Source organism: Gordonia effusa NBRC 100432, from assembly GCF_000241305.1.
Classification (GTDB): domain Bacteria; phylum Actinomycetota; class Actinomycetes; order Mycobacteriales; family Mycobacteriaceae; genus Gordonia; species Gordonia effusa.
The window spans coordinates 105,208-117,826 of the sequence record NZ_BAEH01000106.1 but is presented as its reverse complement, the minus strand read 5'-3'; the positions used below and the strand labels follow the sequence as shown (position 1 = coordinate 117,826).

Below are 12,619 nucleotides of genomic sequence, written 5' to 3'. Positions count from 1 at the left end.
CGCTATTTCGTCGCGCTGCCCGGCTTGGCGTAGGTGTCGACGTAGACCTGTCCGGTCTTCGCGCGGATCTGCGACATCAACGTGTCGGTGGCCTCGCGGATCTCGGCCTCGTTGTCGGCGTGGATATGGCTCAAGTCCAGCGGCGGCAAGATGTCGACCGCGACACGACTCTTCCAGAAGTTGGTGCGGGTCCGGTTGTCGGTGCCGGTGAGCGCGATCGGGATGATCGGGGTGCCCGTCGCGACCGCGACGCGCACAACGCCCGTCTTACCCCGATACATTCGCCCGTCGGGTGACCGCGTGCCTTCGGGGTGAATACCCCACGCGCCGCCGTCGTCGACGATGCCCGTTGCGGCGTCGATGGCCGGGGTCGACTTGGCGCCGCCTGCGCGATCGACCGGAATCTGGCCCATCCCCGAGAAGAACACCTTCTTAAATTTGCCGCGCAGTCCGGGCTGGGTGAAATAGTCCGCCTTGGCCAGGAACATCACCGGACGTCGGGCGGCGAGGACCACGAAGAACGAATCGGAGATGGCCAGATGGTTTGCCGCCAGGATGACCGGACCGGTCTTCGGAATGTTGTGTTGCCCAGTGAATTTCGGCCGTCCCCAGACGAACAGGAACGGACCGATGAGGATATGCCGGGCCACTCGATATCGAAAGGCTTGACGCAGACTCTGTATCGACATGATCGATGTTTACCACTATGGAGTCGGCCATGTGATCGGCTTACGGACACTGCGCGGCGCAACTAGGCTGACAACGTGGAGATTCCGACGTACAAACTACGCAATGGTGTTTCCCTGCCGCTCGTTGGCCTGGGCACATTCGGCATGCTCGGGCAGCCCTGTGTCGGCGCGGTCGAAACCGCGGTACGCAATGGCTATCGATTGCTCGACACCGCCTCGCACTACGGCAATGAACGCAGCGTCGGCATTGGTGTCGTCGAATCGGGTGTGGACCGCGATCGCGTTCTTATCCAGACGAAGGTCGCCGGCGGCGATCACGGATACGACGAGACGATCAACGCGGCCAAGGAAAGTGCCCGACGCCTGCAAGTCGCCCAGATCGATGTATATCTGATCCACTGGCCGTGCCCGAGTTTGGGCAAAACGGTGGAAACCTGGCAGGCGTTGACAACGCTCGCCGACGAAGGTTTCGTCCGGGTGCCCGGAGTGTCGAATTTCAAACAGGCTCAGCTGCAAGCACTTTACGACGCAACCGGCGTGTGGCCGCAGATCAATCAGATCCAATGTTCCCCATCGCTGGCGAGAACCGAGTTGCGTGCGTTCATGGCCGAACACGGCATCTTTGCCCAGGCGTGGCACCCGACCGGACGGAAAGAAGGGTTACTCAACGACCCGTCAGTCCTTGCCCTCGCCCGCAAACATGGCAAATCTCCGACCCAAATCGCGTTGCGCTGGGCTGTGCAGCAGGGAATCGGTGTGGTGCCCAAGTCGTCGCATCGGGGACGTCAGGACGAGAATGCCGACATTTTCGATTTCACCCTCGACGACGCCGACCTGCAGACATTGACTGGACTCGACCGGGGCGAGGCCGCGGCGCGAGATTCGGACGTCGTCGAGGAGTTCTGAGGCGTCGGTAACCCGCACCGCTAGAGTGTCTGGGGTGTCCGCTCATGACCCCAACGTCCCTAACGAACACCCGCATATCCCGGCCCCGGTGGAATTGCCGCTCGAGGTCGAGGAGATGCGCGACGACGTCGACCTCAAAACAGCGATAATTCGGTTCATCATTACCGGTGCTGGGTCGGCGGTGCTGGATCTGGGACTCACTCAGCTCTTGCAGTACGGCTTCGGAGCAGACAATTGGCTAGCCAAGGCATGTGGGTTCATCTTGGGGACCACAGTTGCCTACCTGATCAATCGTCGCTGGACGTTCAAAGCTGAACCGAGCACAGCACGTTTCATTGCCGTCGTCGTGCTCTACCTGGTGACGTTCGTCGTCAATGTCGGCGTCTATACCTGGCTGCTGCATGTTTTCGGCGACTCGCAGATTTTCAGTGTGGTTGCCTTTGTCATCGCCCAGGGAATCGCCACCGTCATCAACTTCGTCGTGCAGCGCGCGGTGATTTTCAAGTTGTAGCGCCGAAATATGTCCCGACGCTTACGCAGATGTCTATATGCCGTCTGCCTCAGCGAGGGGACATATCTCAGCCGTTGACCTTCGCGATCACATTCTCCGCGTACCAGTTGAGGTGATCGATCTTCTTCTGCAGCGGCTCGGTGTCTTTGCCCATGATGTAGGGCAGCCGGAATCCGACGATGACGTCGGTAATTCCCTTGTCTTCCAGGCGTTTACAGCCGTCGATGGTGTACGCGTCGAGGGAGATGACATGAATCTCGAAGGGGTCGTCGAGTTTCCCCTCGGCCTTGCGGATGTCGTTGATCTTGTCGAGCAACATGTCGAGTTCTTCGGCTTCGCCGCCGCCGTGCATCCATCCGTCACCGCGAACCACCGCACGACGGAGCGCTGCGTCGGCATGACCACCGACCAGCATCGGGATGGGTTCGGTCGGAGCGGGGGACATTTTGATCTTGGGGATGTCGTAGAACTCGCCGTGGAACTCGAAATACTCGCCGGTCGACAGACCACGGATGATGTCCATGCACTCATCCATTCGCTTGCCGCGACGTTTGAAGTCGACGCCCATGAAGTCGTAGTCCTCGGGCCACGGACTGGTGCCAACGCCCATCGCGAACCGGTTGTTGGTCAAAGTCGCGATCGACATCGCCTGTTTGGCCACCAGCGCGGGCGGGCGAACCGGCAGTTTCACGACGAACGGGGTGAACCTGATCGTCTCGGTGACCGCGCCCAATGCCGCTCCGGCGATGAAGGTTTCGATGAAGTCTTTGCCGTCGAGGAATTCACGATTGCCGTCGGGGGTGTAGGGGTAGGTGGCATCGGATTGTTCGGGGTAGGCGAGTGAATCGGGGATGGTGAAGCCGTCGAACCCAGCCTTCTCGGCCGCCTGGGCGAGCGGCGCGTAGAAGGACGTATCGGTCATGGCTTCGGCGAACGTGAAACGCATTCGAGGTCCTGTCTGGAGTGGGCGTCTCTCCACAGTAGAACACGTTCTAGTTCAGTGGGGGCGGGGTTGCCGAAGTTGGTTGCGGCGTCTCGATACACCCGCCTCGTCGGGCACTCGACGAGCGGGGAAGGGTGACCACCTTCTGATGGTCGAGTGCGGCCCACGAGCGGGGAGGGGTGACCACCTTCTGATGGTCGAGTGCGGCCCACGAGCGCAGCGAGGGGGCCGTGTATCGAGACCCCGCGAGACGAATTCGCCACTCAGCCAACGACTTTCCTGACCCCGCACCTACTCCGGTCGCGAAAAGTGTTCCGCCCGACCGAGTTTGCGCAACCGTAGCCATTCGCGGAAGCCGCCGACGTCGCGTTGCTGAATCAGGAAGTACCACCCGAATCGGGCATACTCCTGCGGAATCAACTTACGCATCCCTGGCTGGCTCATCAGATAGCCGCGATTGCGGTAAGTGAAGAAGCGCTTGTTCGCGTTATCTGGGTATTGGGTGTGCATGCGGCCACCGAGGATCGGACGGAATTCATCGCTGCCGTCGGGATGGAGGTACGCCGTGCTCAGGCATGTTCCGAAGCGCAATCCCGACCGTGTCAGCCGACGGTGCATCTCCACCTCGTCGCCGCGGAAGAATAGTCGCAGATCGGGTACGCCGACCTGCTCGAGCGCCTTGGCGGAGAACAGCGCACCGTTCATCAATGATGCGATGCCTTCGAGGAGATCATCGGTAGCTTGCGGCCCGCTCGCTGCGCTCCCGGCGCCGGTATTCTCCTGTCCCTCAAATAGTTCCGACCGCTTGCGTCGCCACACCAAGCCCCGACGCAGGGGGAAAGCGAGGGTGTCGGGGTCGTCGATATTGCACACCACTGGTGACACTTCGGCGAGCCCGTGCCGCGTCGCGCAGTCGAGCAGCGTCGAAAGCACTTGGGGTCCTTCGGGTCTGCCATCGTCGTCGGCGCACCACACCCAGTCGGCGCCCAACGCCAGCGCGTGCAACATGCCGAGCGCGAAACCACCCGCGCCGCCGAGGTTGTGCTGCGACCCGATATAGGTCGTCTCGACGTCGGCGACCGCGACCAGATCAGCCACGCGGTCTTCGGCGGCGTTGTCGACGACGATCAGATGATCGACCGGACGATCTTGCGCGGCAATGACTTTCAATGACTCGGCGAGCAACTCCGCCCGACGATGCGTCACTACCACGGCGACGATCCGGTCGGGGCTACTCACCACTGTCAGCCTTGCCTTCGACGGTCTCGTCGGCGCCGACCTCAGGTGCGTCGGACACCGACCCGACGAAATTTGGCCGCGCTTTGTCGTCGGCTTCGAGGTTGGCGAGGACCTTGCGGACGCGCGCGGCGGCGTCGGGGCCTTCGTAAGCGTTCACCACTTCCTCGATGCCACCCTCCATGCGAATCTGGCCGTGGTCGATCCACAACGCGCGGTCACAGAGCTGGGCGAGGAATTCGTTCGAGTGGCTGGCGAAGACGAGAATGCCGGAGCGTTCGACCAAGGCCTGCAAGCGAACTCGCGCCTTGCGCATGAAGTCGGCGTCGACCGCGCCGATACCCTCGTCGAGGATCAGGATCTCCGGATCGATGCTGGTGACCACACCGAGCGCGACGCGGACGCGCATACCCGTGGAGTACGTGCGCAGCGGCATTTCGAGATAGTCGCCCAACTCGGTGAATTCGGCGATTTCGTCGGTCTTACGCAGCATTTCCTTGCGGCTCATGCCCAGGAACATGCCGCGGATGACGATGTTCTCGTAACCGGAGATCTCCGGGTCCATGCCGACACCGAGGTCGAAGACCGGCGCCACGCGGCCTTGCACCCGGCATGCGCCGCGGGTCGGTTCGTAGATACCGGACAACAGGCGGAGCAACGTCGACTTTCCAGCCCCGTTATGGCCGACTAGACCGACACGATCCCCGTGTTCAAGATGCAAGTTGATGTTGCGAAGTGCCTCGACCACAACAAGATTCGATCCGGTGGAACCGATGACCCCGCCGGCCTTGCCGAGGACCGACTTCTTGATGGAGCGAGTCTTGGCGTCGAAGATGGGGAAGTCGACGCAGGCATTCCAGGTGTCGACGCGGACCTTGTCAGCGTCGACGAGGGCCGCGGACTTGAGTATTGAGTGCTTCACAGTGAGTCCTAAACCCAGTACGCCACACGGGCGCGGTAGTTGCGCATCACGAACAGTGCCATCAGCCAGCCAACCGCGGTGCAGCCCAACACGATTGCCCAGTGGTAGAACTCGACGTGCTGACCCAGCAGTGGGCCGCGGGTGATCTCCAAGTAGTGATACATCGGATTGAGTTCCACCAAGCGCATGCGGTCGGACATCTTGCTCATCGAATCCATATTGATCGACCAGATGATGGGCGTCATGAAGAAGATGAGCTGGACCGCGGTGGTGAGCAATTGCTTGATGTCGCGGAAGCGGGTGGACAAGATGCCGAAGACGATGGTCACCCAGATCGAGTTCAACACGAACAGGGCCATCGCCGGCACGATGAGCAGCGCTGTCCAGCCGGTCGGCGGACGGAAGATGGCCCAGATCGCGATAAAGATCACGATGTTGTGCGCGAAGATGATCAACTGCCGCCACACGATGCGGTAAACGTGCACGCTGACCGGGGCGGGGAGTTGTTTGATGAGGCCTTCGTTGGTGGCGAACACCTCCGAGCCATCAGTGATGGAGTTCTGAATGAAGTTCCAGAACACCAGGCCCAACGTCACGTATGGCAGGAATGTATCGATGTCGATGCCGAATAGCTGGCTGTAGAGCAGGCCCATCGCGACTGCAGTGATCGCGGTGGCGACCGTTATCCACAGCGGACCGAGAACCGAGCGGCGGTAACGCTGTCGGATGTCCTGCCAGCCGAGATGCAGCCACAGTTCGCGGGTACGCAAACCTTCGGAGAGATCGGCGAAGGCACGCCGCAGAGTCCTCGAATCCGACGTCTCTGGCGCGGGGGGAATCACTCGATCGTTGACTGCCGATGACACGAAGGGTCACTCTACCTGTCGCGGAGCAGTGCGAGCGGTCACAGATATTGGCCGGGGCCGTGTCCTCCGGCGGCGCCACCGGGGCCGACGCCGGGTGGCAGCGCACCTTGTCGCATTTGCTCGAGTTGGGTTCGTGCGGCCATCTGCTGTGCGAATAACGCGGTCTGGATGCCGTGGAACAGGCCTTCGAGCCAGCCGACGAGCTGGGCTTGAGCGATTCGCAATTCGGCATCCGACGGCGTCGCGTCGTCGGTGAACGGCAATGCGAGGCGCTCTAACTCTTCCCGCAGTTCCGGAGCCAGGCCGTCCTCGAGTTCCCGGACCGACGACTGATGGATTTCGCGCAGGCGAGTGCGACTCGCGTCGTCGAGTGGAGCGGCGCGGACCTCCTCGAGTAGCTGCTTGATCATGGTGCCGATCCGCATCACCTTCGCTGGCTGCTCGACCATGTCGGCGACGCTGGGGTTGTCGTCGTCGGATCCATTGCTCACGACAATGACGTTATCGGGAATTTCGGTGCCCTCACTGCCGCCGCCGCTCAATTGACCGGGGCCGCCGGAGCCAAAAGGTCCACTCATCATCTCTCTAGTCTGACATCTCCGATCGGCCCGACCGTTGGGGCAGCTGGCCACACACCGTCTGGGCTGCGGGCAGTGAACTGTTGGACGGCATCGAAGTGTCACCGTCTATCGTGTGACTCATGACGTTCGATGTCGCTCACGCGCGAGGGCTCTTTCCTTCGCTGGGCGACGGTTGGATACATTTCGACCCGCAGGCCGGCATGCAAATTCCGGACGCCGTGGCCTCGGCGGTGTCGACCGGATTCCGATCGTTGGTCTCGGCGCCCGGCGGTGTTTACCCAGCTAGTCGAGCCACACTCGACGTCGTGTCCAGTGCCCGACGGTCCATCGCCGATCTGTTGGCCGCTGATCCCAGCGGAGTGGTCCTCGGATCGTCGGTAGGCGCGCTGATCGGCAACCTCGCCGATGCGTATGGCACACAACGGTGGTGGGGTACCGAAGTGTTGCTGAGCAAAGTCGATGACGAGGCGAATATCGTGCCGTGGTTGCGCCACGCGTCGGCACTCGGTGCTCGAGTCCGCTGGGCCGAGATGGATATCGAGTCCGGACGGCTGCCCACCGAGCAGTTCACCGATCTGATCTCTGACGCGACCAAAATCGTCGCGGTGACCCTTGCATCGTCGACCACGGGTGCACTCACTGACATCAACGAGATCGCGACGCTGGCCCACAACGCGGGAGCCAAGGTGATCGTCGACGCGAGTAGCGCTGCGCCCTATCTGTCTCTCGATATCGCCGAACTCGGTGCCGACGTCGTTGTGGTCTCGGCTGACCGGTGGGGCGGTCCGCGAGTGGCAGCGATGGTTTTCGCCGACCCCGCCGAAATCGACACGCTTGAATCGCTGTCTGTCGACCCGGCGGCGTCGGGACCCGCGCGACTGGAAATCGGCCAGCATCAAGGCGCGTTGCTGGCCGGTGTGGTTGCGTCGGTGGAACACCTTGCTTCCCTCGACGACGACGCGATCGGCAAACGTCGACGTCGGCTGGTGACCTCGCTCGACGGGGTGTACGAATATCTGCAGCGACTGATGTTCTACCTCATCAACTCCCTGGAAAATCTCAGTCCGGTGCGGGTATTCGGGACCGCCGAGAACCGCGTTCCGCTGGTCAGTTTCACCGTTGACGGGGTGAGTGGTGACAAGGTGGTTCGCCGGTTAGCCGACAATGGGATCTGCGCACTGACCGCCGTACCGTCACGCGCGCTGGCGCAGGCCGGCGTCGACGAGGTCGATGGTGCGGTGACGATCGGATTATCCCCCTATTCGACACCCTATGAGGTCGATCATCTCGTCCGTACGCTCGCGTCGCTCGCGTGAGACTACGCTGGGCGTAATTTGGCGAGTGATAGGTAGTTGCGGTGAGCGAATCTGAATCAGTTGTGGTGCGGGGGGCGAATGGCTTCACCGAATCTGAGCGTCAATCGTGGGACGACTTCGTCAGCGGAGGCTGGCATTTGTTCGCCGCGATCAATCAGGGGCTCGCTGACGCGGGACTACCTCAGACACCCGATTGGCGCGTCCTAGAGGCGCTGTCGAGGCATGATCAGATGCGGATCTCCGATCTTGCATCGGCCACTCAGATATCGCTGAGCACGGTTTCGCGACAAATTACGCGCCTTGTCGAGACTGGGCGGGTCGAACGCGTTGTGGGTGAGGCATGTGATGCCCGCCAGCGGTGGGTGCGGGTTTCCGACGAAGGAAAGCGCTTTCTGGTGGAGGCGTCGGAGTTGCGCGACAAGCTAGTTCGCAAGTTTGTCGTCGATGTCGTGACGCCCGAGGAATTCGCGATACTTGGCACCGCGATGATCAAGGTGCGTCAGGCAGTGTTGGCCGACATCGCGAAGTCCTAATCGGAGACGGTCAGCAGAACCTTTCCAGTCGCTTCCCCGCGTTCTAGGCAGAGGTGTGCCGACGTGGCGTCGTCGAATGAAAATGTTTGGGACACAATAGGTTTGATGTCGCCATCGGCGATCAATGGCCACGTGGTCGCGAGCGTGTTGGCGACGATCTCCGCTTTGCCGCCCGGGCCGTCGACTGGCCGGGCACGCAGCGTGGTGCCGGTGATCGAGGCGCGTTTGGCCATCAACGCGCCGATGTTGAGTTCGCCTTTGACGCCGCCCTGCATACCGATGATGACGATGCGGCCGCCGGTGGCCAGCGCGGCGACGTTCTGGGCGAGGTATTTGGCGCCGATGATGTCGAGAATGACGTCGGCGCCACCGAGGTCAGTGAGTGTTTTTGCGAAGTCGTCGTCGTGGTAGTTGATGGCGACGTCGGCGCCTAAGGTCGTGCACGCGGCTAGCTTCTCTGGCGATCCAGCGGTGACCGCGACTTTCGCGCCGAGAGCTTTGGCGAGTTGGATGGCGTGGGTGCCGATGCCGCTGGCGCCGCCGTGGATGAGCAGCGTCTCGCCACGTTGTAGGCCAGCGGCCGTCACGACGTTGGATACAACCGTGCAGGCTACCTCGGGCAATGCGGCTGCGGTATTGAGGTCGACACCGTCTGGGATCGGAAGTACTTGTGCGGCTGGCACATTCACGTACTCCGCATAGCCGCCGCCAGCCAGTAGAGCGCAGACTTTGTCGCCGACCGACCACTGCGTTACGTCGGGGGCCGCTTCGGTGATCTCGCCGGACACTTCAAGGCCGAGGACGTCGCTCGCACCGGGCGGCGGCGGGTAGAAGCCTTGGCGCTGCATGAGGTCGGCGCGGTTGACGCCGGCGGCGGCCACCTTGATCACGACCTCGCCGGCGGCGGGGGAGGGGGTGGGGCGGTCGACGATGACGAGTTCGGAGTTCTCCGCAACGATGGCACGCATGGCCTCGAGCGTACGGCGCAGCGTCGGGCGATTGGGGTTCTGGTCGGGCGGTCGGTTAGCCTGTTCTGGCAAGGAAGCGTGGCAGAGCGGCCGAATGCACTCGCCTTGAAAGCGAGCGTGGGTAAAACCACCGGGGGTTCAAATCCCTCCGCTTCCGCCAAAGTTGGGCTGGGTGACCAGCTACTTGCCGGTCAGCTCGTCGATGGTCTCCGCCATCACAGCTCCCTCTGCACGTTGACGCCCGCGACTTCGCTAATGTGTACCACTGCGTAGAGCGGATCAGCCTCGGGCCACGGTTCCGGAGTGAACCCCGCGGCGGTCATCCGTCGTCGCGGCGGTGAGCGCCTCGGCGTCGAGGACGGAGAACTCCAGCAACGCGGGCAGGTGCGTGCGATGTCGGTGGTCACCTCGATTTGCACGTCGCCGTCGAATGTGGCCACGGTGGTCTAGTACCCGTCGTGATGCGATTCTTCGGCTTTGATCGGCGAGCTGGCGGCTGATCTGGTCGGTGCCGGTGGTCGGTGAACATCTGCAGCCGCGCGACGGATGCGGTGGTCATGAGGGTCCCCTCTCGGCTTGCGGAGTGAGGTTCCCCGGAGCCGGGCGGTTCTACCGCTTCGCGCATCGCTTTCAAGTAGGTGGAAGCTGAGGCGGACACTTTGGCGCTGATCGCCCAGTGACGAAGTTCAGCCGGGCAAGGCGCTATGTCGTTCGCTGCATTTCGGGCACTCAGGCTTCGTGGCGTGGTCCTGCATAGGCACGAAAAACGCTCCGCAGAGGGCGCGTAGTGCAGTGCCGTTCACGGTGCAGTCAGCTATGTGTTCCCGGTGTGAGTAGTGCGCAACTTCTCCGTCTTCAGCCTCGGCGAGTGCCCTCTCCTTGATGAGCTGGTCCAACTCCGCCGCCCTTGCCGACCAGTAGCCAGGCTCGGTGATGTTCGAGTACGTTTCCTTGAATCTGTCCCAGCCTTGTGCGGGTGGGAGCAAGGTGATCAATACCCGTGTGATGAGCTGCCAGAGCAGATCCTGTCCCTTGAACTCATCGGCAGCGCTTACCTCCACCACGATCTCGTCAGCGGCGTAGTCATCTTCTCGAACCAGGCCCATGGTGACCTCAACCGTGGCCATGCGATCTGCTGTTCTTATTGGGTGCCGCACCTCGAAGCGATGAGCACCGCCTCCGATCACTGCCAGCAAACTTGACGTTGCCGCCTCTTGAAGGTTGATCTCCCAGTCGAGCAGCATCCTTGCAGCAGTCTCGCGTCTGAGCAGGCGCTGGTCTTCGTCTGTAGGAAGCCACTGTCGTATCGCGTTCGCGGAACTATTCTGAACTCGCTGGTAGAAGTCGTCATGATCCTCGTGGTCGCCCTTGGCGAGGCCAGCGGCTACGAGCCAGCAAACTCCGGTCTGGTGGTCGATCCAGACGCCGCCCCGCCACTGCGACATCTTGATTTCCAGCAAAGGAATTTCCACGCTGCTGGAGATTGGACCGACGTAGTTATCGTCAGCAGCGTCGTCGCCGAAGCAGTCAACCGCCTTCGCGATCAGCGGGTGCTCTAGTGCCGACAGAGGGTGCAACGCATCAACGTCGCGCTCGGACAGGCTTCGCTGCGTATCGGGCGATTTCCACCCAGAGGTTAGGTCCTCCTGCAGGAGTCGAAGCGTGGGTCGAGCGCGACGTTGGTGCACGGATGCAATGATGCCGCAGATCGTGCCGACAGAACCTACAGGGCAGCAGCGATGTCGTCGATTGCCCCACGACGAGTCGAGTCGCGCGCAGCGAAACGTTCAGCGAGTTCACGGCGGTCGTTCTGGCGCTGCTGTTCGAACGCGACGAGGTCACGCAGTGCGATTCGGCGATCGCGGCCGACGTTGTGGAACAAGATCTCCCCCTTGTCGAGCAGCTTGTACAGGTGTGTCCGGCTCACGCCGAGACGCTGAGCCGCTTCGTTCGGAGTGAACGGCTTGTCGGGGTCAACGGTCTGCAGACCATCGCCCGCGCGCAAGCACGGGATCAGGCCTTCAAGAAGTTCGCGCAACTCGGGACCCGCACTTTTGGCTGCGAACACACCAAGCTGATCGATCTGTTCTGCGGGCACTCCACTAGTCGTGAATGTAGCCACTGGATTCCCTCTCTCGCCGCCAGATGCCGCAACTGCATCAGATGTCATAGATGACACTACGGGTCGAGTTGCCCAGCGAGCAAGTTGATATCCGTCACCCCCGAGTCACGGAGTCATCCTGTCGGTCACGGAATGTCCTGCGGGCAAAGTGCGTGAACTCGGACCACTGACCCGGATCGGGAGCGTCGGAGATGATGGAGGTTCGCGAACCGCTACTGCGCTTCCAATGCCGCTGATCATCGGAAGCTGCGTCGAGACGTTCCAGATTCAGCTCGGCTTTCGGCATCCTCCTTCGCATGCATCAACGCCGAGCGGAACTCGCCATAGAAGTGCTCGGAGATCCATTCGATTGGGTCGGGCTCGCCGTCGGGCGCGAATTGACCTACCGGAACGCACTTGTCGGCCAACGCGAGAGCTGTCCTAAACCAGACGCCTTCTGACTGTCTATTTGGCCCCTTTCGGACATGAGGATGCAGTTCGTGGAGCAGGGATTCGAATGCAAGGCTCAGGTTGCGGTAGGAATCATGGCGTGAGTTGGCAGTCCTCGCCATTCTGATGAAGCGCATCGCTTCGTGTGTACGAGGAAGGACCGGCTGAGTGATCTCAACACCGTTTGCGTCATATACCGCTACTTGTGCACCAAACTCAAAAGAACACTGGAGATTGCTGTGACTCGTAACGTCGCCGATTGGGTGTCTGGGTCCGTGCCCCAAGACAGGAAGTCGTCCTCGGCCCCTGACAGAACGGCGTCCAAGAACTCCACCGCACATAGGTAGTCCAAGGCCTCGTTCGCACGTCGCCGGGCAACTATCTCGACACCTTCGATCGGAAGCATCGACTCGGAGAACGTCGCGAGCCAGTCACCCGTTCCGCTTATCTTCGTTGTCCAACCGTCGAGCAAAATTTCCCGCGTCATGTTCCCCAGGAGCTCCCGTACGACTCGGCAGGGAAAGACCGCCCCTGAGCGTCCTGCAAGATCGATCCCTTGAAGTGATCCAATCGCCACGGACCATGACTCTATTCGGT

16 protein-coding genes and 1 tRNA gene are annotated in these 12,619 nt (G+C 61.6%); 7 read left to right on the top strand and 10 right to left on the bottom strand.

What is annotated here, in order from left to right; translation table 11 throughout:
* Window positions 1-2 precede the first annotated feature (2 nt).
* Entirely contained in the window at window positions 3-689 is a 687-nt protein-coding gene (locus GOEFS_RS18935; RefSeq protein WP_040525544.1) for a lysophospholipid acyltransferase family protein, read from the bottom strand.
* A gap of 75 nt (window positions 690-764) precedes the next feature.
* On the opposite strand from GOEFS_RS18935, the gene GOEFS_RS18930 reads away from it, so the two are divergent.
* Both GOEFS_RS18930 and GOEFS_RS18925 read left to right on the top strand, forming a co-directional pair.
* Entirely contained in the window at window positions 765-1,595 is an 831-nt protein-coding gene (locus GOEFS_RS18930) for an aldo/keto reductase (RefSeq protein ID WP_007319558.1), read from the top strand.
* A 34-nt stretch (window positions 1,596-1,629) separates the two neighbouring features.
* Window positions 1,630-2,106: a GtrA family protein gene (locus GOEFS_RS18925; RefSeq protein WP_007319557.1), complete on the top strand. Its 477-nt coding sequence runs from the start codon at window positions 1,630-1,632 to the stop codon at window positions 2,104-2,106.
* Window positions 2,107-2,173: 67 nt separating this feature from the next.
* Here GOEFS_RS18925 and GOEFS_RS18920 read toward each other — a convergent pair whose 3' ends face one another.
* The 5 genes from GOEFS_RS18920 to GOEFS_RS18900 form a co-directional block, all read right to left on the bottom strand.
* The gene (locus GOEFS_RS18920; RefSeq protein WP_007319556.1) at window positions 2,174-3,052 is read right to left on the bottom strand and encodes a TIGR03619 family F420-dependent LLM class oxidoreductase; all 879 of its coding nucleotides are present in this window, start codon (window positions 3,050-3,052) and stop codon (window positions 2,174-2,176) included.
* Between the two features lie 288 nt (window positions 3,053-3,340).
* Window positions 3,341-4,291 carry a galactofuranosyltransferase GlfT1 gene (gene glfT1, locus GOEFS_RS18915; protein ID WP_007319555.1) on the bottom strand — a complete coding sequence of 317 codons (951 nt, stop codon included), beginning with the start codon at window positions 4,289-4,291 and terminating at the stop codon, window positions 3,341-3,343.
* Complete coding sequence (gene wzt / locus GOEFS_RS18910; protein ID WP_007319554.1) at window positions 4,281-5,207, bottom strand: galactan export ABC transporter ATP-binding subunit Wzt/RfbE; 927 nt, start codon at window positions 5,205-5,207, stop codon at window positions 4,281-4,283. The genes glfT1 and wzt overlap by 11 nt, the downstream gene beginning before the upstream one ends.
* Window positions 5,208-5,215: 8 nt before the next feature.
* Window positions 5,216-6,073 (bottom strand): galactan export ABC transporter permease subunit Wzm/RfbD, encoded by an 858-nt coding sequence (wzm, locus tag GOEFS_RS18905; RefSeq protein ID WP_007319553.1) that lies wholly within the window; start codon window positions 6,071-6,073, stop codon window positions 5,216-5,218.
* Window positions 6,074-6,111: 38 nt separating this feature from the next.
* The gene (locus GOEFS_RS18900; RefSeq protein ID WP_138918063.1) at window positions 6,112-6,654 is read right to left on the bottom strand and encodes a bacterial proteasome activator family protein; all 543 of its coding nucleotides are present in this window, start codon (window positions 6,652-6,654) and stop codon (window positions 6,112-6,114) included.
* 119 nt (window positions 6,655-6,773) lie between these two features.
* Between GOEFS_RS18900 and GOEFS_RS18895 the strand changes: the two genes are divergently transcribed.
* Together GOEFS_RS18895 and GOEFS_RS18890 are read left to right on the top strand one after the other, a co-directional pair.
* Complete coding sequence (locus tag GOEFS_RS18895; RefSeq protein WP_007319551.1) at window positions 6,774-7,970, top strand: cysteine desulfurase-like protein; 1,197 nt, start codon at window positions 6,774-6,776, stop codon at window positions 7,968-7,970.
* A 41-nt stretch (window positions 7,971-8,011) separates the two neighbouring features.
* A complete protein-coding gene (locus tag GOEFS_RS18890) occupies window positions 8,012-8,503 on the top strand; it encodes a MarR family winged helix-turn-helix transcriptional regulator (RefSeq protein WP_007319550.1) in 492 nt (163 codons plus the stop codon).
* On the opposite strand, the gene GOEFS_RS18885 is transcribed toward GOEFS_RS18890, so the two are convergent.
* Window positions 8,500-9,471, bottom strand: a complete 972-nt coding sequence (locus GOEFS_RS18885; protein ID WP_007319549.1) for an NAD(P)H-quinone oxidoreductase — start codon at window positions 9,469-9,471, stop codon at window positions 8,500-8,502. The genes GOEFS_RS18890 and GOEFS_RS18885 overlap by 4 nt on opposite strands.
* A gap of 72 nt (window positions 9,472-9,543) precedes the next feature.
* On the opposite strand from GOEFS_RS18885, the gene GOEFS_RS18880 reads away from it, so the two are divergent.
* Together GOEFS_RS18880 and GOEFS_RS23525 are read left to right on the top strand one after the other, a co-directional pair.
* A tRNA-Ser gene (locus GOEFS_RS18880) sits at window positions 9,544-9,631 on the top strand.
* Window positions 9,632-9,774: 143 nt separating this feature from the next.
* Window positions 9,775-9,921: a hypothetical protein gene (locus tag GOEFS_RS23525; protein ID WP_170323198.1), complete on the top strand. Its 147-nt coding sequence runs from the start codon at window positions 9,775-9,777 to the stop codon at window positions 9,919-9,921.
* Window positions 9,922-10,157: 236 nt separating this feature from the next.
* Here GOEFS_RS23525 and GOEFS_RS18875 read toward each other — a convergent pair whose 3' ends face one another.
* Window positions 10,158-11,159: a DUF3039 domain-containing protein gene (locus GOEFS_RS18875; RefSeq protein WP_040525540.1), complete on the bottom strand. Its 1,002-nt coding sequence runs from the start codon at window positions 11,157-11,159 to the stop codon at window positions 10,158-10,160.
* 35 nt (window positions 11,160-11,194) lie between these two features.
* Window positions 11,195-11,593, bottom strand: a complete 399-nt coding sequence (locus GOEFS_RS18870; RefSeq protein WP_007319546.1) for a helix-turn-helix domain-containing protein — start codon at window positions 11,591-11,593, stop codon at window positions 11,195-11,197.
* 296 nt (window positions 11,594-11,889) lie between these two features.
* Here GOEFS_RS18870 and GOEFS_RS23520 point away from each other — a divergent pair, with 296 nt between their 5' ends.
* Window positions 11,890-12,033 (top strand): hypothetical protein, encoded by a 144-nt coding sequence (locus tag GOEFS_RS23520; protein WP_170323197.1) that lies wholly within the window; start codon window positions 11,890-11,892, stop codon window positions 12,031-12,033.
* A 188-nt stretch (window positions 12,034-12,221) separates the two neighbouring features.
* On the opposite strand, the gene GOEFS_RS18860 is transcribed toward GOEFS_RS23520, so the two are convergent.
* Complete coding sequence (locus tag GOEFS_RS18860) at window positions 12,222-12,509, bottom strand: hypothetical protein (protein ID WP_007319544.1); 288 nt, start codon at window positions 12,507-12,509, stop codon at window positions 12,222-12,224.
* Window positions 12,510-12,619 lie beyond the last annotated feature (110 nt).